Annotated in this window: 19 protein-coding genes; 10 read left to right on the forward strand and 9 right to left on the reverse strand. The window is 49.6% G+C overall.

What is annotated here, in order from left to right:
- Nucleotides 1-30: 30 nt before the first annotated feature.
- The 5 genes from CLR69_RS19650 (at nt 31) to ppiA (ending at nt 4,432) form a co-directional block, all read left to right on the forward strand.
- Nucleotides 31-1,071 (forward strand): ABC transporter permease, encoded by a 1,041-nt coding sequence (locus CLR69_RS19650; protein ID WP_010277605.1) that lies wholly within the window; start codon nt 31-33, stop codon nt 1,069-1,071.
- 38 nt (nt 1,072-1,109) lie between these two features.
- Nucleotides 1,110-1,991, forward strand: a complete 882-nt coding sequence (locus CLR69_RS19655) for an ABC transporter permease (RefSeq protein WP_129708934.1) — start codon at nt 1,110-1,112, stop codon at nt 1,989-1,991.
- A complete protein-coding gene (locus tag CLR69_RS19660) occupies nt 1,963-2,850 on the forward strand; it encodes an ABC transporter ATP-binding protein (protein ID WP_395303059.1) in 888 nt (295 codons plus the stop codon). Before CLR69_RS19655 ends, CLR69_RS19660 begins: the two co-directional genes overlap by 29 nt.
- 44 nt (nt 2,851-2,894) lie before the next feature.
- The gene (locus CLR69_RS19665) at nt 2,895-3,671 is read left to right on the forward strand and encodes an ABC transporter ATP-binding protein (protein WP_197730596.1); all 777 of its coding nucleotides are present in this window, start codon (nt 2,895-2,897) and stop codon (nt 3,669-3,671) included.
- Nucleotides 3,672-3,862: 191 nt separating this feature from the next.
- Nucleotides 3,863-4,432, forward strand: coding sequence for a peptidylprolyl isomerase A (gene ppiA, locus CLR69_RS19670; RefSeq protein ID WP_129708446.1), 570 nt, complete (start codon nt 3,863-3,865; stop codon nt 4,430-4,432).
- 85 nt (nt 4,433-4,517) lie between these two features.
- Here the strand turns inward: ppiA and pelZ are convergent, their stop codons facing one another.
- The 5 genes from pelZ to CLR69_RS19695 all read right to left on the reverse strand — a co-directional run bounded on the left by pelZ (nt 4,518) and on the right by CLR69_RS19695 (nt 12,148).
- Complete coding sequence (pelZ, locus tag CLR69_RS19675) at nt 4,518-5,795, reverse strand: pectate lyase PelZ (protein ID WP_131535094.1); 1,278 nt, start codon at nt 5,793-5,795, stop codon at nt 4,518-4,520.
- A gap of 167 nt (nt 5,796-5,962) precedes the next feature.
- Nucleotides 5,963-7,087 carry a pectate lyase PelC gene (gene pelC / locus CLR69_RS19680; RefSeq protein WP_129708440.1) on the reverse strand — a complete coding sequence of 375 codons (1,125 nt, stop codon included), beginning with the start codon at nt 7,085-7,087 and terminating at the stop codon, nt 5,963-5,965.
- A gap of 620 nt (nt 7,088-7,707) precedes the next feature.
- Nucleotides 7,708-8,832: a pectate lyase PelB gene (pelB, locus tag CLR69_RS19685; protein ID WP_129708438.1), complete on the reverse strand. Its 1,125-nt coding sequence runs from the start codon at nt 8,830-8,832 to the stop codon at nt 7,708-7,710.
- 540 nt (nt 8,833-9,372) lie between these two features.
- Complete coding sequence (gene pelA, locus CLR69_RS19690) at nt 9,373-10,497, reverse strand: pectate lyase PelA (protein ID WP_129708436.1); 1,125 nt, start codon at nt 10,495-10,497, stop codon at nt 9,373-9,375.
- Nucleotides 10,498-11,083: 586 nt separating this feature from the next.
- A complete protein-coding gene (locus CLR69_RS19695; RefSeq protein WP_131535095.1) occupies nt 11,084-12,148 on the reverse strand; it encodes a saccharopine dehydrogenase NADP-binding domain-containing protein in 1,065 nt (354 codons plus the stop codon).
- Nucleotides 12,149-12,354: 206 nt separating this feature from the next.
- Here CLR69_RS19695 and CLR69_RS19700 point away from each other — a divergent pair, with 206 nt between their 5' ends.
- The 3 genes from CLR69_RS19700 (at nt 12,355) to argD (ending at nt 14,935) form a co-directional block, all read left to right on the forward strand.
- A complete protein-coding gene (locus CLR69_RS19700; RefSeq protein WP_131535096.1) occupies nt 12,355-12,978 on the forward strand; it encodes a TetR/AcrR family transcriptional regulator in 624 nt (207 codons plus the stop codon).
- Between the two features lie 34 nt (nt 12,979-13,012).
- Nucleotides 13,013-13,588, forward strand: a complete 576-nt coding sequence (locus CLR69_RS19705; RefSeq protein WP_129708430.1) for an aminodeoxychorismate synthase component II — start codon at nt 13,013-13,015, stop codon at nt 13,586-13,588.
- 120 nt (nt 13,589-13,708) lie between these two features.
- Nucleotides 13,709-14,935, forward strand: coding sequence for a bifunctional acetylornithine/succinyldiaminopimelate transaminase (gene argD, locus CLR69_RS19710; protein WP_131535111.1), 1,227 nt, complete (start codon nt 13,709-13,711; stop codon nt 14,933-14,935).
- A 122-nt stretch (nt 14,936-15,057) separates the two neighbouring features.
- Here argD and crp read toward each other — a convergent pair whose 3' ends face one another.
- Nucleotides 15,058-15,690 carry a cAMP-activated global transcriptional regulator CRP gene (crp, locus tag CLR69_RS19715; protein WP_004090925.1) on the reverse strand — a complete coding sequence of 211 codons (633 nt, stop codon included), beginning with the start codon at nt 15,688-15,690 and terminating at the stop codon, nt 15,058-15,060.
- A 375-nt stretch (nt 15,691-16,065) separates the two neighbouring features.
- Here crp and CLR69_RS19720 point away from each other — a divergent pair, with 375 nt between their 5' ends.
- Complete coding sequence (locus CLR69_RS19720; protein ID WP_129708427.1) at nt 16,066-16,473, forward strand: OsmC family protein; 408 nt, start codon at nt 16,066-16,068, stop codon at nt 16,471-16,473.
- Between the two features lie 165 nt (nt 16,474-16,638).
- On the opposite strand, the gene CLR69_RS19725 is transcribed toward CLR69_RS19720, so the two are convergent.
- The 3 genes from CLR69_RS19725 to CLR69_RS19735 all read right to left on the reverse strand — a co-directional run bounded on the left by CLR69_RS19725 (nt 16,639) and on the right by CLR69_RS19735 (nt 18,900).
- The gene (locus CLR69_RS19725; RefSeq protein WP_129708425.1) at nt 16,639-17,508 is read right to left on the reverse strand and encodes a phosphoribulokinase; all 870 of its coding nucleotides are present in this window, start codon (nt 17,506-17,508) and stop codon (nt 16,639-16,641) included.
- 124 nt (nt 17,509-17,632) lie between these two features.
- Nucleotides 17,633-17,869, reverse strand: a complete 237-nt coding sequence (locus CLR69_RS19730) for a YheU family protein (RefSeq protein WP_131535097.1) — start codon at nt 17,867-17,869, stop codon at nt 17,633-17,635.
- Nucleotides 17,866-18,900, reverse strand: a complete 1,035-nt coding sequence (locus tag CLR69_RS19735; protein WP_131535098.1) for a hydrolase — start codon at nt 18,898-18,900, stop codon at nt 17,866-17,868. Before CLR69_RS19735 ends, CLR69_RS19730 begins: the two co-directional genes overlap by 4 nt.
- 106 nt (nt 18,901-19,006) lie before the next feature.
- On the opposite strand from CLR69_RS19735, the gene CLR69_RS19740 reads away from it, so the two are divergent.
- A complete protein-coding gene (locus tag CLR69_RS19740; RefSeq protein ID WP_005969536.1) occupies nt 19,007-19,609 on the forward strand; it encodes a LysE family translocator in 603 nt (200 codons plus the stop codon).
- The last annotated feature ends 100 nt before the right edge of the window (nt 19,610-19,709 follow it).

Raw genomic sequence — 19,709 nt, forward strand, 5'->3', positions numbered from 1 at the left:
GCCGCTAACTGGGTTATCAGGAGAAAGAATATGGTTTTCTCTGATTGGATCAAGCCGGGTGGAGTACTGCGTCGTTTGGCAAAACGTCTGTTTCAGGTCGTTGTCACGCTGTTCGGGTTATTAATCCTGACCTTCGTGATCGGCCGCGTGATGCCAATCGATCCAGTCCTGGCGATTGTCGGGCAGGACGCTGACCAAAGTACCTATCAACAGGTTTACCAACAGCTGGGGTTGGATAAACCGCTGTATGTGCAGTTCTTTATTTACTTCAATTCACTGATGCATGGGGATTTGGGCAATGCACTCCTGACTGGGCGGCCGGTTGTGGATGACATTATCCGGGTTTTCCCCGCCACCATCGAACTAGCCACCATGGCAATTATTGTTGGGGCGGGTCTAGGTGTGCCGCTAGGCGTGCTGGCTGCGGCGCGACGCGGTAAGTGGGCGGATTATGTGGTGCGTTTTATCAGTCTGGCGGGCTATTCCACACCGATATTTTGGGTCGGGATGATGGGGCTGCTGGTGTTCTATGCCTGGCTGAACTGGGTTGGCGGTGCTGGTCGGGTTGATATGGCCTACGACGGCCTGGTTGAGAACCGTACCGGCCTGCTGCTGGTGGATTCATTACTGGCAGGTGAGTGGGATGTGTTCCGCAGCGCGCTGAACCATCTGGTGCTGCCAGCCACGATTCTCGGTTTCCATTCACTAGCTTATATCAGCCGTATGACGCGCAGCTTCATGCTGGCGCAGCTTTCGCAGGAATACATCATTACGGCGCGAGTTAAGGGACTGTCTGAGTTCCGTGTTGTCTGGGCGCATGCGTTTCGCAATATTCTGGTTCAGCTTCTGACGGTAGTGGCGCTGGCGTATGGCTCGCTGCTGGAAGGGGCGGTGCTGATCGAAACCGTCTTCTCATGGCCGGGCTTTGGTTCCTATCTGACAGGTAGCCTGCTGCTGGGGGATATGAATGCGGTTATGGGATGTGTGCTGCTGGTGGGGTTGATCTTCGTGACGCTTAACCTGCTGTCGGACATGTTGTATCAAATCTTTGATCCGAGGACGAACGCATGAATATTTCCTCTGAGCAGCCGGTCAGCCGTGAGTCGGTAATGCGGACACCGCCGGAAAAACGCGTGAGCCGTCTGCGGCTACGCGGTGCGAGAATCGGTGGGTTTCTTTTGACGATGCTGCGCAATCCGCTCACCGCGATTGGTTCCGCGATTGTGCTGATGTTGATGCTGGTTGCTATCTTCGCGCCGTGGATCGCCACGCACGACCCTCTGGTACAGGATTTGGCCAACGCGCTACAGGCGCCGAGTGCGGCACATTACTTCGGCACCGATGAGTTTGGGCGCGATGTGTTTAGTCGTCTGGTCTACGGTTCACGCATCACGCTGTATATCGTTGCGCTGGTGTCGGTGACCGTTGGGCCGATTGGGTTGGCGCTGGGCGTGGTTTCGGGGTATTACGGCGGTATCGTCGATACCATCCTGATGCGTATCACCGATATTTTCATCTCTTTCCCCAGCCTGGTATTGGCGCTGGCGTTTGTTGCTGCACTCGGTCCTGGTCTTGACCATGTGGTGATCGCGATTACGCTGACGGCCTGGCCACCGATTGCTCGTCTTGCAAGGGCGGAGACGCTGTCGCTGCGCCACGCGGACTTTGTTTCTGCCGTAAAGCTGCAAGGTGCATCATCTATCCGCATTCTGCTGCACCATATTGTGCCGCTGTGTCTGCCGTCGGTGATTATTCGTATCACCATGAATATGGCGGGCATCATTCTGACGGCGGCGGGTCTGGGCTTTCTGGGGTTGGGCGCGCAGCCGCCCGATCCTGAGTGGGGAGCGATGATCTCTGCGGGTCGTCGTTACATGATGGAGTGCTGGTGGTTAGTAACTATTCCGGGGCTGGCGATTTTGATTAACAGCCTGGCGTTCAACTTTCTTGGAGACGGCCTACGTGACATCCTCGATCCCAGAACTGAATAAGTTTTCTCAACGTGCGCCGGGAAGCTCGCCCCTGATGGAAGTGGAAAATCTGCGGGTAAGCTTCGTGAATCGTGGTGCGGTGACGGATGCCGTGCGCGGCGTCTCCTTCCAGCTTGGCTGTGAAAAGCTGGCGATTGTCGGCGAATCCGGCTCAGGTAAATCGACAGTCGGACGTGCGTTATTACAACTGCATCCACACAGCGCGCGGATTACGGCAGACAAACTACGTTTCGGTGATACCGATTTACTGAAAGCGGATGAGGCGCGGATGCGTCAGATTCGCGGCAAGCGCATATCCATGATTATGCAGGATCCAAAATATTCACTGAATCCGGTGGTGTGCGTCGGCGATCAGATTGCCGAAGCCTATCTGGCACACCATAAGGTGTCGCACCGCGAAGCGAAGGAAAAGGTCATGGCGATGCTGGATGTGGTGCGTATTCGTCAGCCAGAGCGTGTTTATCATCTGTATCCCCATGAGATTTCGGGTGGTCAGGGGCAGCGGATCATGATTGCGATGATGCTGATTACCGAACCCGAAATCGTGATTGCCGATGAACCGACCTCCGCGCTGGACGTATCCGTGCGCTTGCAGGTGTTGGCGATGCTGGACGATCTGGTGAGTGAGCGCGGCCTGGGGCTGATTTTCATCAGCCATGATATCAATCTGGTGCGCAGCTTCTGCGATCGAGTGCTGGTGATGTATGCCGGGCGCGTCGTGGAGTCGATTGCCGCCGCCGATCTGGACAACGCGCAGCATCCGTATACGCGTGGGTTGCTGAATTCGCTGCCGGATATCGATCACCGACGTCCGCGTTTGCCGGTGATGAATCGCGATCCCGCCTGGATCAACGGATAAAGGGGATAATCATGGCAACTGAAGCAATGAGTCAGCGTAAGCCGATGATCGAAGTGAATAACCTGAATCTCTCTTTTGGTCACGGCAGCGCGAAGAATCAGGTGTTGTACGATGTGAACCTTACCGTCAACGATGGCGATATCTTTGGTCTGGTTGGGGAATCGGGCTCCGGTAAAACCACGGTGCTGAAGTGTCTGGCCGGGCTATTTAATCACTGGGAAGGCACGCTGCACATTGACGGAAAGAAACTGGCGCATCGGATCGAACAGGCGCGCTGTCGCCGGGTACAGATGGTGTTCCAGGATCCGTACGGATCGCTGCATCCCCGTCATACAGTGGAGGCGATTCTGGAAGAACCGCTGTCGATCCACCGTTTTGACGACCGTGACGACCGTATCGATACCTTGCTGGAGAAAGTGGGATTGGGAACACACTTCCGTCGCCGGTATCCGCATCAACTTTCGGGTGGGCAGCGTCAGCGTGTCGCGATTGCCCGCGCGCTGATTCTGGAGCCGAGAGTATTGTTGTTGGATGAGCCGACGTCGGCGCTGGATGTCTCAGTGCAGGCGGAGATTCTCAATCTGCTGACGGAGTTGCAGCAGCAGGAAAAACTGACCTATCTCATGGTGACGCATGATTTGGGCGTCATTTCCCACCTGTGCCATAAAGTGGCGGTGATGCAATACGGCAAAATACTGGAAACGCTGGAAACCGACGACCTGACCGGCGATGTGCCGAAAGATGCCTACACCTCGATGCTGGTGGATGCCAGCCGTCAATACAGTCGCGATCTGGCGGTGCGCTCTGAGCGTATGGGCTAGATACAATACGCGATCACATCATGAGAGCCGATCCAATCGGCTCTTTTTTTATCTTTTATGCAGGTTTTCGCTAATAGTTGGTTACGAACAGACTTTTATACGTAAAAAAAGGTAAATGGGTAGCGTTGAAGGGTGCGGATACTTACAATCATTACGCTTTGTGTAGTCGGCCTCTTCAAAAAGGAATTCTCATGTTCAAACGTACTCTGGTTGCTGCGGCGGCCCTTATTTCACTGGCGGCATTTTCCCCAGCCTTTGCGGCTTCTGGCACTACTCATGTGCTGCTGACGACGTCCGCGGGCAATATCGAACTGTCTTTAGATAACCAGAAGGCACCGGTTTCGGTAAAAAATTTCGTCGAGTACGTTAACAACGGCTTTTACAACGGGACGACATTTCACCGTGTAATCCCTGGTTTTATGGTGCAGGGTGGCGGCTTTTCTGGCGAAATGAGCCAAAAAGCGACAAATGCGCCGATCAAGAATGAAGCGGATAACGGTTTGCGTAACCAACGCGGTACCATCGCCATGGCGCGTACCTCTGATAAAGACAGTGCGACCAGCCAGTTCTTCATCAACGTAGCGGATAACGCTTTCCTCGATCACGGGCAGCGCGATTTTGGCTACGCCGTGTTCGGTAAAGTCGTGAAGGGCATGGAAATCGTGGATAAGATTTCGCAGGTACCAACGAAAAATGTCGGGCCTTATCAGAACGTACCGACTACGCCAGTTGTGATCCAATCCGCGAAAGTGTTGCCCTGATTGGTGAGATAGAGAAGTAAGAAACTGAGAATATGAAAAGGCCACGAGAGTGGCCTTTTGCGATCTTAATACCTCAGCTATCACGTTATTCCAGTGCTTTTGCCATCTGCTGTAGCCAGGCATCTACGCCAGTACTCGGCACGTTTAACTGACGGTAGGTTGCTGTTGCAACGGGGTAACCGCCGACGTCTTCTTGGCTGTTCACGAAGCCACCTTTCCGCTGTTTGAAGTTGTCTACGATACGCTTATCGACGGCATCACGATCTTTGGGACGCGCACCCGCGCTTTGCAGTACCTGATTGGTAACGGCGCTGGCTGGTGATGCCGTTAAGCCCGCAGGCCAGATCGGGGACACTTTGAGCAACGTAATCCCGGTGCCTGATGTTTGCGGAGCGGCTTTGCCCTTGGCATCGTATGCAAGGTTATCTGACATCCAGACATCGCCGGAGCTGTTGCTTCCTACCAATCCTAAGCCTGCTTTGGTATTTTCGCCGTAGTGCATCACGTTACCTGCAACGGAAACGAGTGGGCTGGCTGGCATGGTTTTCCCTTCCCACTCGCCTTTTACGCCACCAACGCGAACGCCCCAAATGCCAGGGTTGTAGATCAGGTTATTGACCATCACGCCCGTTGAACCCGCCTTGAACCAGGCGTTGCGCTCGTTGTTGTGAGCATACAGGCTGCCCACGATCGACACATCGGTCACGTTATCGTGAACCAGCGTCCCCATTGAGTGAATGCCTTTGGTGTGAGCTGAGTCGTATAAGCCTTCAGCAACGATATTGTTTGAGAGTGTGATGCGGTGTGCGGTTCCCTGCGGCCCGTCGTAGCGTGGGCCTGAAATAGACAGGTTCTCATCTGTCCCCCAGGCGAAACTGGAGTGGTCGATGACCACGTTATAGGCATCTTTGCCATTGATTGAAACATCGCGTTCAAAACCGCTTTTTTTACCCGTACCGGCATCGCCGATGCGAAAACGAATATGCTGCATGAGTACATCATGCGTGCTAATTCCCATTCCGCCGCGAATGATTGTGATGCCAGGAGAAGGGGCGGTTTGGCCAGCGATGGTGACAAACGGCTCGGTTAATCGAAGATCGCTTTTATTCAGGTCGATGATGCCACCAACCTCGAAAACGATAATGCGTGGCCCTTTAGCGGCCAGTGCTTCTCTGAGTGAACCAGCCCCGGAAGAAGCCAGTGTTGTGACGCGAATAATGTGCCCACCGCTGCCTGCCACGGTATCAGTTCCGAATCCTTTCAACTCTGGTGCTGCCGGTGTGGCGGCGCTAGCCATCGGTATGCCGACACAGAATACTGTGCTGGTGCTAAACAGTGCGGCGAACAGAAGAGAACGTTTCATTTCATTTCCTTGAATATTAACGATAAAAATGAGCGAGCCCTTAGGGCTCGCTCAAGTATGGCCCAAAGGATAAACCGTGGGCATTGCGCTCGCTTACAGGCTCCTGCTAGCACAGGATAATGAGGGTAAGAGCCTGAAGTTCGCTTATTACACTTTACATTTCGTGATTAGTTGCAATTTGCTGCTGTCAGCACGGCAAGGTTTTTATTCACGCCAGCATAGTTCGCCAGTTTATCCTTCACGCACTGTGCTGAAACCGGAGAGTAGCTGTAAGGAACAGAAGCGAACGTGCCGGTGCTTTTCCAGTCTTCAGCATTCACGTAGGCCTTGGTGTCTTTATCCCAGGTGATGTTGTATTTCGCGAAGTCGGCTGGGCTCATGATGTTGTTATTGCGCAGTTCCCAGGTACCGAAGTTGGAGCCGTCGTAACGTGAAGTCACTGGGTTTTTTGCATTCTCGAACCAGTTACGTTCGATCAGCGCAATCCCTTTCTGGCGCACATTCAGGCCAGAACTGGTGATGCCAGTATACAGGTTGTTGTATGCGTGAACCTGGCCGCCACGTTGCAGTGGGAGACGAGCGTTAACGTCATCGTAAATATTGTGATGGTAAGTCAGGTCACGGCCTGTATCACTGCTGCTGAAGCCGCTCAAACCGACTTTTTTGATACCGTGAATGTAGTTGTACGACACCGTCACGTTGGTGGAAGCTTTCTTGATATCAATCGCGGATTCGAATGTGGTGTCACCGTCTTTTGTGCCTGCGCATTCAAAGTTTTTCGCGAAGATCTCGTTGTGGTCAATCCAGACGTTAGGCGTGTTATCGATACGAATAGCATCACCGTCCTGTGCGCCGCCCGGCATATAACCAAAACGCATGTTACGTATGACTACATCGGATGATTTTACCAGCCAGATCCCGAAGTTAGCAGAAGATCCATTGGTTCCGATGATGGTTATCCCTTTGGTAAACTCTTTGACTTCCACACCACGAGCGTCTTTACTCCACTGACCGCAGATATCGTTCTCAGCGGCTTTGATCAGCGCGTCTTCATTACCGTTATAGGTGATGACGAGCGGGTAAGCGCCACCTTTGACTTTCTTACCTTTGGAATCGAGCTTCGCTTCTTCGATAATATCGATAATATCTTGCATGGAGCGTGCAGTTTTGTTCACTGCACCGGCAACGTTACCACCGTCGGTGGTAGCATAACCCCCCGTATTTGCCGCCATCGTCGGTTGGGCCGCAAGCAATAACAGCCCAGCGGCTGTAGAAGGCAGTAGGTATTTCATTAAGGTACTCTCCTTGGAATAGAATTTTTTGGGTATTAATGTTCCACATCACCCGATTATATTATTGCGGTGTTTCAATAAAAATGAAATCAAGGTTTATTGAAATCCCGTTTAAGTGTTATCATAAAAATAAAATAATTCAATATTTAGATATTAAATATATCGACTGAATAACACAGGGAAATATCGATGATTAATAAGTCTCTATTTTAAATGAAAATATTCTTTTCATTTTTTATAAAATAAGTGAGCTTAGAGTTTTTATGAAAAATAAAATTATATTTCGTTTTATTATTCTATGATGAGGATATTTTGATATAGGTGATAACTGTGAGCGCTATCAAAGAATAAGTAAAATTTTCTCATTGAGATGGTAGTGTCAAAAAATAATTGATGCCGATCAAGTTATTAATTAATCCTGTGTTGAGGATTCATTGTTTTTTATCACTTAACCCTTAATTAAAAAATGGTCTTTCCATTAGTTAATAAGGCGATTGATTGCGAATTAATATAATTAGCTTGGTATTTAATTTGTGTTTGTTTGTAGGTATGTCTCGCGTGGGCTCCTATAAAAAACAAGCGAGCTCATGGAGCTCGCTTGAGGGTAAATCTGACTGTGTTTATTTGCAGTTAGCTGCTGTCAGTACCGCCAGGTTTTTACCTACGCCAGCATAGTTTGCTAGTTTATCCTTCACACACTGTGCCGAAACCGGAGAGTATTTATAAGAAATGGAAGGGAACTTGCCGGTGCTTTTCCAATCATCCGCATTGACGTGAGGCGTAGAAGGGCGGCCCCAGGTAATGTTGTATTTGGAGAAATCCGCCGCTTTCGTGATGTTGTTGTTACGCAACTCCCAGGTACCGAAATTGGAGCTGTCGTTACGTGCCGTCACTGGGTTAAGCGCATTTTCGAACCAGTTGCTTTCGATCAGTGCGATCCCTTTCTGACGAACGTTAAAGCCAGAACCAGTGATACCGTCATACAGGTTGTTGTAAGCGTGAACCAGACCACCACGCTGTAGCGGCAGACGTGAGTTAACATCGCGATAGATATTGTGATGGTAAGTCAGATTACGGCCTGTATCCGTATTGCTTGAACCGCTCAACCCCACCTTTTTGATGCCATGAATATAGTTGTATGACACGGTGACGTTAGTTGACCCTTTCTTGATATCGACGGCCGATTCAAAAGTGGTGTCATTGTCTGGTGTGCCTTTACACTCAAAGTTTTTGGCAAAGATCTCATTGTGGTCAATCCAGACGTTCGGTGAGTTATCAATACGAATAGCATCGCCGTCTTGCGCGCCGCCTGGCATATAGCCAAAGCGCATATTACGTACGACAACGTTAGATGAATTGATAATCCAGATACCGAAGTTGGCAGATGAGCCATTGGTGCCTTGGATGGTGATCCCTTTGGTAAACTCTTTGACTTGTACGCCGCGGGCGTCCTTGCTCCACTGACCGCAGATATTTTTTTCGGCCGCTTTGATTAGCGAGTCTTCATTACCGTTATAGGTGATGATCAGCGGATATGCACCGCCTTTGACTTTCTTGCCTTTTGAATCCACGGTTGCGGCTTCAATGATATCCACAATTTCTTGCATAGAACGTGCGGTCTTTTTCACGGCACCGGAAACTTCTCCGCCATCCGTAGTGGCATAACCGCCCGTATTGGCGGCCATGGCTGGCTGAGCAGCGAGAAGTAATAATCCGGCGGCTGCCGTAGGCAATAGATATTTCATTATAACTGTCTCCTTGGAATATAATTCATGGGCATTTATCGCTCCATATGCCCGATGTCACAGGTATACATTTTTCAACAAAAATGAATCATCAAATTTGATGAAAAACCAAGGGGAGTGTGGTCAAAAAATAAGTTCAATTCAAGGGTGAAATGTTAAATGTATTACAGTGGAAACATTTTGTAATACTGATGATTGAATGATTTGGATTTTATAGGAAACAGCACTCTTTTAAAATGACATAAAATCAGTGAGTTATTTTTTAACGAGTAACGAGTTTACCTCAGTTTCTTCATTGGTTTGATTTAAGAACGCTACTCTTATTGTGAGAGATACTCTGGCTAACGTAAAAATTCATCTTAAGTAAAAATATAGTACCAAGGTGTATTCAGTTTTTTTGTTATGAGGTTAATTGTATATTTAATTTTAGTTTGTTAAGAAATAATTATTATTGATTTCTATGCCGCTTAAAAATGAGCGAGCTTAAATAGCTCGCTCAAGAGAATCCGGTGCAGAGTGAATACACCGGGATTAACGCGTTTATTTACAGTTGGCTGCTGTCAGTACGGCCTGATTTTTACCTACGCCAGCATAGTCCGCCAGTTTATCTTTCACACACTGTGCGGATACTGGGGAGTAGCTGTAAGGGACTGCCGGGAACTTACCAGTACTCTTCCAGTCGTCTGCATTAATATACGGTGTGGAAGGTTTACCCCAAGTGATGTTGTATTTAGTAAAATCAGACGGGCTGGTAATGTTGTTGTTACGCAGTTCCCAGGTACCGAAGTTGGAGTCATCATTACGTGCGGTCACAGGGTTAAGCGCATTTTCAAACCAGTTGCTTTCGATCAGTGCGATCCCTTTCTGACGGACGTTAAAGCCTGAACTTTTGATACCATCATACAGGTTGTTATAAGCATGCACCTGGCCACCGCGTTGCAGCGGCAGACGTGAGTTAACATCGCTATAGATATTGTGATGATAAGTCAGGTTACGACCCGTATCCGTGTTGCTTGAACCGCTCAAACCTACCTTTTTCACGCCATGGATGTAGTTGTACGACACCGTAACGTTAGTTGATGCTTTCTTGATATCGACAGCCGATTCAAAGGTGGTGTCGTTGTCTGGCGTACCAGCGCATTCGAAGTTCTTGGCGAAAATTTCGTTGTGGTCGATCCAGACGTTCGGTGAGTTATCAATACGGATAGCATCGCCATCTTTTGCACCGCCAGGCATATAGCCGAAGCGCATGTTACGTACGACAACGTTGGAAGAGTTTACAATCCAGATACCAAAGTTAGCGGAAGAACCGTTGGTCCCGAGGATGGTGATCCCTTTGGTGAACTCTTTGACTTCTACGCCACGCGGATCTTTGCTCCATTGGCCACAGATATTGGCTTCAGCGGCTTTGATCAGCGCATCTTCATTACCGTTATAAGTAATCACGAGCGGGTATGCCCCACCTTTGACTGCTTTACCGCTTGAGTCTTTTTTTGCTGCCTCAATGATATCGACGATCTCTTGTAAAGAGCGTGCGGTTTTTTTCACAGCGCCGGAAACGTCGCCGCCGTCAGTGGTGGCATAACCTCCCGTGTTTGCTGCCATTGTTGGTTGGGCTGCAAGTAACAACAGCCCAGCGGCTGCAGAAGGCAGTAGGTATTTCATTGTGTACTCTCCTTGACATAGAATTTTTGGGTATTTATCACTACACACCCTGTGTAATAAAATGGCTGTTTCAACAAAAATGAAATTAAAGTTTGTCTATAAAGCCGAGCTAAGTGTTAACAGAAAAAATAAACAATACAATATGAGGTGAGAAATATATTTGTTACCTAACATCGGAAAAGATTTTGGGCAAGCGCAGTCTTGTATGATAAGAAACTGATTCCTATTTTTTATGATTAAAAATCAAGGCATTGGTTTTTATTTGTGGCATATTAAAATAAAGTTTCTTTATTTTTCTATATTGGTTTTATGGGGTTTTTATACGAAATTGTTAATTGTGATCTGTATCAATAATAAAATTAAACCTTAAGTGGATTTCTATCAGGCCCTGATGTTAGTCATTTTTATGATGACGTCTTTATAGCCATTTCCATTTATTTTTTGTTACTAAAAATAGTTTCTCCTGGCAATAGGGATGCCATTACAGCAGGAGAAACGCAGGTGTCAGGATGACATCACACTTTAATTAAAATAAAGAGAATAAACTGCCATAACATTTTGCATCCCTGTAATAGTCAATATGTTTTCAGGAAGGGTTATGGTGTTCTATCTGCAATCCCATTTCACGCATTGTGTCGATGTCAGCGGATAGATCGGCAGATTGTTCGGGGTAAGTCACGCCGGAAGCGGGGCGTATCCGGTTATTTAGAGCCAAAACGCGCTCAACCTGATTGGCTGCGCTGATTGCGGTCATATGAGTTTGTCCAAGCATATCTTTGACGCTGATTTTCTTTGTTCCCGTATCTTCAACGATTTCGAGTATGAATTCGTGCGATGCTCCCTGGCCTGGTCTGTATAGCAAGGCCCGGCGTTTAGCTACGGATAGCATTCCCCAAATGCCAGAGCGGGCAAAGAGTGCGAATGCGGCCGTGGTAGCAGTGTTGTCGAAAGCCATGCGTGCCGAGACGCTTTCTGCATGGCCCGTCTTGACCAATGTTGTCTGATCCGGACTGGAAAAACGCCTGACGTTGATGACTCGGCCATTACTAAAACGTACAGGTTTAGGATCGGCCATTCCCCGTACGATGCGTTTCTGTCCTGCTTCATAAATGGTGAAAGGTTTGTGCATATCTACAAAACTTGTGACGGAATCGGGCCCGGCTTTATCTGCGGACGAAAACAAAACATCAATGTCTATGCGCTGAGCAGGGTGAGCCGATTGACGATACGCCGCTGCGACGATAGCAGCGATACTCGCCATCCAGCCTGATGCTAAGACGACAGGTGAAGAAAGGCTAACGCCATGAAGTATGCGGTTAGCATCGTCTTGCCGTTCCTGCCAGCGAGCAAGATCGATGAGTGCAATACCACGGCGTGTTGCTGATAACAGCAGACGGTCGTGGTGATCATTTACCGATACGACGATTGCGTCGGGCTGGATCGGTAGGTGCTCCAGTGGATCGGCGTCCTCTACGTCAAGGTGTACGCCAGTAGCATTGGGTAATGCCCGTGCTGTTTTTTGTGCTTTGTCGAGCGATCTTCCTCCGATGAGAAGGTGAAGGTGGGGATGACGTTTGGCAAGCAGGGTGCAAATTTGTCCGCCAACGATGCCATAACCGCCAACAATCAGAACATTACCCGTATTAAGCATATCTTATTTCCTCATGTTTTTTATTCGTACCCAGTGAGTTTGCATTGGCCTGGGTCCTATATTGGGCTGTATGAACGTCTGCCTGATGTTGGTGAGACAGGCGAATGTTCTCTGTATTTATAAAACTGACCGCGGTCATAATGATGTGTAAATTGACCGCGGTCAATTGTAATTTTGACCACGGTCGGAAATCGTGTTATCAAGTCATGATGACAAAGCGAATACAGCAACGAACAAAAGAGACACATGCGCGACTGATCGCGACAGCCCAACAATTGATTGGTGAAGGGGGGTATGATGCTTTACGGATTGAGGAGGTCGTAACACGAGCTGGTGTAGCGAAGGGCACTTTTTTTGCCCATTTCAGCGATAAGGAAACGCTGATGGACCAACTGATTGGTGAACGTATTCATCAGTTACTCGATGAAATGGAAGCCGTTGCGATTCCTGACGGACTTGATGAATTCGTTGAACGATTGCTGCCTCGTATGCAATTCATGACATCTGAACGCTACGTCTTTGACGTTATCTTACGCCGCTCTGGTGCGGCAGGTATTGAACAGGTTGGGCCTATTGCGCTGGCGTTCGATCGCTATATCGACATTATCATACGCTGGCTTGAGGCGGGATACTTCCGGCAGGACGTGCCGATGGCTATCTTAGCTGAGGGCGTTCAGGCATTTGAGACACAGGCGATGGCGATGAATTTTTGTGCTGTTCATAGCCAGTTATCACTCCACGAGCGAATACTGCCCTACCTGCGAGCTTGGCTGTTGGTCCCTGCTCGTGAAAACGCCCCGGTTAATGGGCGGACATCAACAGCACAATAAAATGAATCATCAATTATTTATCAATAAGTAAACCATGCTGCTGATTATCGATAACTACGACTCCTTTACCTACAACCTTTACCAATACTTTTGTGAACTTGGCGCGCAAGTCGTGGTGAAGCGTAATGATGAACTGACGCTGCATGAGATTGAGCGGCTTGCGCCTGAGCGTTTGGTTATTTCTCCAGGCCCTTGCACGCCAGATGAGGCGGGTATTTCACTCGCTGCTATTCGTCACTTTGCCGATAAATTGCCTATTCTGGGCGTGTGTCTCGGCCATCAGGCGATGGGGCAGGCGTTCGGCGCACGAGTGGTGCGGGCACGACAGGTGATGCATGGTAAAACCTCAGCGATTGCGCATAGCGATACGGGGGTGTTCACCGGGTTGGCTCAGCCTTTGACTGTCACCCGTTATCATTCACTCATTATTGATGCTGCCTCGCTACCTGATTGCTTTGAGGTCACGGCCTGGAGCGAGCATGAAGGCAAGCGTGACGAGATTATGGGGATCCGCCATTGCTCACTGCCGCTGGAAGGTGTGCAGTTTCACCCAGAGAGCATTCTCAGCCAGCAAGGACATCAGCTTTTGGATAATTTCCTTAAAATTTAGCGATATAGAAAGTTATTCTTCTCATCGGCTGATTTAATATTGCCTGTGATTGATTTTTTATGCATATTTATTGACTATATTTTCATTTCTGACGTAACGGATAGCAGAGTGAGGCAGCAAATGGCAGCAGAGCAGAAAGCGGTGACACGGGATACTCACGATAAGGTGATTTTGCCGGTTTATGCACCAGCGAAGTTTGTACCAGTAAAAGGTAAGGGGAGTCGCGTTTGGGATCAGGACGGTCGTGAATATATCGATTTCTCCGGGGGTATCGCCGTCACGGCACTCGGCCACTGCCATCCTGCGTTAGTTAACGCATTGCAGCAGCAGGGCGAAAAGCTGTGGCACACCAGCAATATTTTTACCAATGAGCCCGCGCTGCGCCTTGCCAGTAAATTGATTGATGCCACTTTTGCCGACCGTGTGTTCTTTGTGAACTCCGGTGCGGAAGCTAACGAAGCCGCATTTAAGCTGGCGCGTCACTATGCGGTTAAACGTCACAGCCCATATAAAACCAAGATCATCGCCTTCTACAATGCGTTCCATGGCCGTACGCTGTTCACCGTTTCTGTTGGCGGACAGCCTAAATATGCCGATGGTTTTGGGCCTAAGCCTGCGGATATTGTACATGTTCCGTTCAACGATCTGGCGGCGGTTAAAGCGGTGATGGACGATCACACTTGTGCAGTCGTGCTGGAGCCGATTCAGGGAGAAGGTGGGATTACACCGGCTACGCCTGAGTTTTTACAGGGCGTTCGCGAACTGTGTGACCAGCACAAGGCGCTGCTGGTGTTTGATGAAGTACAAAGTGGGATGGGGCGTACCGGTAAATTATTCAGTTATATGCACTATGGTATTACGCCAGATATTCTCACAACCGCGAAAGCGTTGGGCGGTGGTTTTCCGATTAGTGCGATGCTGACGACGGAAGAGATCGCATCGGTCATGACGGTTGGGGTACACGGCACCACCTATGGCGGTAATCCGCTGGCCTGTGCGGTGGCGGAAGCCGCACTGGATATCATTAACACGCCGGAAGTGCTGTCGGGCGTAGCGGATCGTCACGATCGCTTTGTCAGTGAGCTTGAGAAAATCAACCAGCAGTACGGTGTATTTGCTCAAGTTCGCGGTATGGGGCTTCTGCTGGGGGCAGAGTTGAAACCGCAATGGCATGGCCGCGCGGGCGAATTTTTGGCTGCAGCAACGGCTGAGGGACTGATGGTGTTAATGGCTGGACCGAACGTGATCCGTTTTGTACCCTCTTTGATCATTGATGAAGACGATATTGCGCAGGGGATGGCGAAATTCGCTAAAGCTGTCGGGCAGGTCGTTAGCGCGGGAAATTGAGTCACGTTCTCAAAAGCATAGCGATAAAAAACGTAGGGTGGCGGCCAGGGATGGCTCGCCATAAAAAAAGCGTGGGGCAGAGGCCTCACGCTTTTTTATTGGTAGGGTACCGCGACAAAGTCTTAACGAGTGCCGTAAACGACAATCGTTTTACCGTGCGCAGAGATCAGATTCTGGTCTTCTAACATTTTCAGAATGCGGCCCACGGTTTCACGCGAGCAGCCAACGATTTGCCCAATTTCCTGACGGGTAATTTTAATTTGCATACCATCTGGATGTGTCATGGCATCAGGTTGTTTGGCCAGGTTGAGTAATGTCTGGGCGATACGGCCAGTTACATCAAGGAAGGCGAGGTTGCCGACTTTTTCTGAGGTAACCTGAAGTCTGCTTGCCATTTGCGCAGACAGGCGCATGAGGATATCCGGGTTAACCTGGATGAGCTGGCGGAATTTTTTATAGGAAATTTCAGCCACTTCACAGGCAGTTTTTGCCCGAACCCAGGCACTGCGCTCCTGACCTTCTTCAAACAGGCCAAGCTCACCAATAAAATCGCCCTGATTGAGGTAGGAAAGAATCATTTCCTTACCTTCTTCATCTTTGATTAGCACTGCTACAGAGCCTTTCACGATGTAGTAAAGCGTTTCTGCTTTTTCACCTTGGTGAATCAGCGTGCTCTTCGATGGATACTTGTGGATATGACAATGGGAAAGGAACCATTCGAGAGTTGGGTCTGTCTGCGGTTTGCCGAGAACCATTCGCTATCATCCTCTGTTGTAATTCACTGCGCAAATTACAGGGGTCAGAGTTCCCTGTACGGCGTGTTTAACTGCTAAAAAAATAAAATTCAATCTAGTCAGAATGACGTCAGGGAATATACTGGAACCACTGTACCCTTGGTTTTTCGGTTGCAGCCTTGCCGCACCGTAAAACGTGGCTGGGTATGTCTGGCTACGTCATCATCTTCTTCGTTTCTGGGTTTGTCCAGAAAAGGTCTATTCTATTTTCGTTTTAACACAGCTTTAAGGATGTGTCTTGTGTTGTCTCGCTTCAGCATGACAAAGCTCTGATTAACGCTGGTTTTTGTACAGTAACGGTATAAATTTTCAAAAAATTTTTAGTGGAGAAGCATCATGCAGGCTCGGGTAAAATGGGTTGAAGGCTTAACGTTTTTGGGCGAGTCCGCATCAGGGCACCAGATATTAATGGACGGTAATTCTGGCGATAAAGCGCCCAGTCCGATGGAAATGGTATTGATGTCAGTAGGGGGATGCAGCGCGATAGATGTTGTATCGATTCTACAAAAAGGCCGTAACGATGTGGCGGATTGTGAGGTGAAATTAACCTCAGAGCGTCGGTCTGAAGCACCGCGCTTATTTACCCATATCAATCTGCATTTTATCGTGACGGGGAAAGGGCTGACCGATAAAGCTGTCGAGCGAGCTGTCGCACTGTCGGCAGAAAAATACTGTTCTGTGGCATTGATGCTGGGCAAGGCCGTTGAAGTGACGCACAGCCACGAAATTAGGGTGCTGCCATAATTCCTCTCTTTGGACACTAATTCTGGTCATCTAAGCCTGTTATTCGGGGGAAACACAGGGGGAGGCTCCCGCAAGGAGGCCTCACCCCTGTGGTCGCCCCGTGTATCTCTATGCTTAAACGATTGGCATTATCCTCTTGGCAAGTGTTGCCGTGCTCTGCGTTGCCTATTCGATCGTTTTCCCTTCTATCAACCGCTGTACCAGCGGTGCCATGATTAACTCCATTGCCAGCCCCATTTTTCCGCCGGGAACGACCAGCGTATTGATGTGGGAAATAAACGAGCCCTGCAACATGGCGAGCAGATAAGGGTAATCAATATTATCCAATCCCTGAAAGTGGATAACGACGAAGCTTTCATCCAGTGAGGGGATCGACTTGGCAGCGAACGGGTTGGAGGTGTCCACGGTAGGCACGCGCTGGAAGTTGATATGGGTGCGAGAGAACTGCGGTGTAATATAGGTGATGTAGTCTTCCATGGATCGGACGACGGAATCCATCACCGCTTCACGTGAGTGGCCGCGTTCATTGACGTCACGAATCAGTTTTTGAATCCACTCCAGGTTGACGATCGGCACTACGCCGACGAGCAAATCAACATGCTGCGCCACGTCGTTTTGAGCGGTGACCACGCCGCCGTGCAATCCTTCATAGAACAGGATATCGGTAGGTTCCGGCATGGGTTCCCATGGTGTGAACGTCCCTGGAACCTGATTATAGGGAATGGCTTCATCGTAGGTATGAAGGTATTTACGCGTCTGGCCGCGCCCGTGCAGGCCATATTCGATAAACGATTGTTCCAACAGGCTGAAGTCATTCGCTTCCGGGCCAAAATAGCTGATGTGTCGCCCTAAATCGCGCGCTTTGCGAATCGCCATATCCATTTCCGGGCGGGTATAGCGATGAAAGCTGTCACCTTCTAACTGGGCAGCGCGCAAGTTGAACTGTTGGAAAATCTTACGGAAGGCCAGACTGGTGGTCGTGGTTCCCGCTCCGCTGGAACCCGTAACCGCAATAATCGGATGCTGGTGTGACATAAGGCGCGTGACTCCGTGATCGCGATGCTCGCATAGACTGAAAGCCTGCGCGCATTCTCAAAAATGACGTAATTGCTCCCATTGTTAGCATGTTTGGCGCGTTCTTTCACGTCTTTCGCCATGCTCAATACGGGGCATGTCCTCCTGAATTGAGCTGGCTGCGCGGCATGATATTGAGGGTTTCATGCAACTCAGACCACACCAAAACCACTTCGCCAGATTGGAGCTGGTTACGGATATCTTCTACTTTCTGCGCCAGCGAGCGCTCCTGTTCGCCGTAATCAGTGCCTTCGCGCAGGACGAAAGATTCGATGATGTTATCCAGCGTTTCTGGATCGAGCTGTTGCCAGGGAATAATCACGCTATGGTTCCTGAGTAAAAGGGTTCCTGAGTATAAATGGTTCCTGAAGAATCGGTGGCGTGGTCCAAAAATGGGCTAAGCCAATTGGGAATGCGCTGTTCCAGCCACATTTCCGGTTTCAGCAATGTTCCACCAACGAAGCCGACATGTCCGCCGTGTTCCGTTAGCTGATACTCAATATTAGACGGTAACTGCGACAGATCGGGAATTACCTCTGACGTCATGAAAGGATCGTCCTTCGCATGGATAATCAGCAGCGGCTTGCGTATTTGAGGCAACAGCGGCAGAGCGCTACAGCGTCGATAGTAGTCGGCCGCATCGTGAAAGCCGTGGATACGTGAGGTAATGACGTCATCAAACTCCCGTAGCTGGCGGATCCGTTTTAACTGCGGCAGTTGAATCGGCAATGTGTCTGGGTAGGCGGCCAGCTTGCGGCTGGCATTTTGTTTCAACAGGCGCAACAGATAGTGCTGATAGACGCGGGAGAAACCTTGTTCCATTCGACGGCTACAGGGTTCGAGCATCAAGGGGGCGGAAACGATGACGGCAGCGGACAGGGAACAGGCTTCGCCCTGCTGACCAAGCAGGTAGGCCAGCATATTGCCACCGAGAGACACGCCGATGGCGGCAGTCGGAGCCTCGCCCAGCGTCTCTTGCATCCAGTGCAGAAAATAGCTGGCATCGCTGGTTTCGCCGGAGTGATAAATACGTTTCATCCGGTTTGGCTTACCGCTGCATCCGCGAAAATGCATGATGACGGCCAACCAGCCGCGCTGTTTACAGGCATGCAGTAGGCCGTGGGCATAGGGACTATGAAAGCTGCCTTCCAATCCGTGAAACAGCACCACGCGCGGTTTATGCCTTGCCTGTTCGGGCGCTTCGCTCCACGCCAGATCGACGAAATCACCGTCCGGTAATTCGAGTGCTTGCCAGATTGGTGAGAATTTCGCGTGACGACGAATCAGACGCGGCAATAGCGTTTGCAGATGCGGATTATGGGCGCCGCTCAGCGGACGAAAATGGTCATGCATAAAGGATATGAAAATCTTGTTGTCGGCTCTTGTACGATCAATATCACACTGTTAGCTTCAATGCTGCCAGTTGGTACGACATTTGGGTCAGGAGCGCCCACAAATAATGGAACTGAGTTTATTTCTTTCGATGTTGGGTTTTTTATGGGTAGCGGCCATCACGCCGGGGCCGAATAATATGCTGTTGACCACCTCAGGCGCGAACTTTGGCTTTATGCGTTCACTATGGCTGATGGTCGGCATCATGCTGGGTATGCAAAGCATTTTGCTGCTGGTGGCATTCGGCGTCGGTGGTTTGATTCTGATTTATCCTTCGCTGCATTTTATCCTGAAAGTCCTCGGTAGTGCCTATCTGCTCTGGCTGGCATGGAAAATCGCCACGGCGGCTTACGAGCGGCTGGAAACGTCTGTTGCGCCGCCTCAGCCGATCCGGCTTTATCAGGGGTGGTTGCTGCAATTCCTGAACCCAAAAGCGTGGCTGATGGCGTTGGGCGCGGTTGCCAGTTTTAGTCTGGCTGGTGAAGGCTATAACCATTCTGTGATCGCGATAAGCATCGGCATTGTGCTGGTGAATCTGGTTTCCGGTGTTATCTGGCTCGGATTTGGCACGATGATTGGGCGACTGCTGCGCAGTAAGAAAGCGTGGATTATCTTCAATGTATCAATGGGGCTGCTGACCGCCGCCTGCGTACTGTTGATCTGGCATTAACGTTGATTTGGCATTAATGCTGATTTTGCGTTAATGCGCATTGATAAAGTAGCGAGCGGGGTTACCGCTCGCAGTTCTTTTCAGACAAGAGAACCCAAAT

The organism is Pectobacterium zantedeschiae, assembly GCF_004137795.1.
In the GTDB taxonomy this organism is placed as follows: Bacteria; Pseudomonadota; Gammaproteobacteria; order Enterobacterales; family Enterobacteriaceae; genus Pectobacterium; species Pectobacterium zantedeschiae.

Coding starts and splice junctions, on each gene's coding strand:
- CLR69_RS19650 (WP_010277605.1), top strand. CDS start 31: ATGGTTTTCTCTGATTGGATCAAGCCGGGTGGAGTACTGCGTCGTTTG.
- CLR69_RS19655 (WP_129708934.1), top strand. CDS start 1,110: ATGCGGACACCGCCGGAAAAACGCGTGAGCCGTCTGCGGCTACGCGGT.
- CLR69_RS19665 (WP_197730596.1), top strand. CDS start 2,895: ATGATCGAAGTGAATAACCTGAATCTCTCTTTTGGTCACGGCAGCGCG.
- ppiA (WP_129708446.1), top strand. CDS start 3,863: ATGTTCAAACGTACTCTGGTTGCTGCGGCGGCCCTTATTTCACTGGCG.
- pelZ (WP_131535094.1), bottom strand. CDS start 5,795: ATGAAACGTTCTCTTCTGTTCGCCGCACTGTTTAGCACCAGCACAGTA.
- pelC (WP_129708440.1), bottom strand. CDS start 7,087: ATGAAATACCTACTGCCTTCTACAGCCGCTGGGCTGTTATTGCTTGCG.
- pelB (WP_129708438.1), bottom strand. CDS start 8,832: ATGAAATATCTATTGCCTACGGCAGCCGCCGGATTATTACTTCTCGCT.
- pelA (WP_129708436.1), bottom strand. CDS start 10,497: ATGAAATACCTACTGCCTTCTGCAGCCGCTGGGCTGTTGTTACTTGCA.
- CLR69_RS19695 (WP_131535095.1), bottom strand. CDS start 12,148: ATGCTTAATACGGGTAATGTTCTGATTGTTGGCGGTTATGGCATCGTT.
- CLR69_RS19700 (WP_131535096.1), top strand. CDS start 12,355: ATGATGACAAAGCGAATACAGCAACGAACAAAAGAGACACATGCGCGA.
- CLR69_RS19705 (WP_129708430.1), top strand. CDS start 13,013: ATGCTGCTGATTATCGATAACTACGACTCCTTTACCTACAACCTTTAC.
- argD (WP_131535111.1), top strand. CDS start 13,709: ATGGCAGCAGAGCAGAAAGCGGTGACACGGGATACTCACGATAAGGTG.
- crp (WP_004090925.1), bottom strand. CDS start 15,690: ATGGTTCTCGGCAAACCGCAGACAGACCCAACTCTCGAATGGTTCCTT.
- CLR69_RS19720 (WP_129708427.1), top strand. CDS start 16,066: ATGCAGGCTCGGGTAAAATGGGTTGAAGGCTTAACGTTTTTGGGCGAG.
- CLR69_RS19725 (WP_129708425.1), bottom strand. CDS start 17,508: ATGTCACACCAGCATCCGATTATTGCGGTTACGGGTTCCAGCGGAGCG.
- CLR69_RS19735 (WP_131535098.1), bottom strand. CDS start 18,900: ATGCATGACCATTTTCGTCCGCTGAGCGGCGCCCATAATCCGCATCTG.
- CLR69_RS19740 (WP_005969536.1), top strand. CDS start 19,007: ATGGAACTGAGTTTATTTCTTTCGATGTTGGGTTTTTTATGGGTAGCG.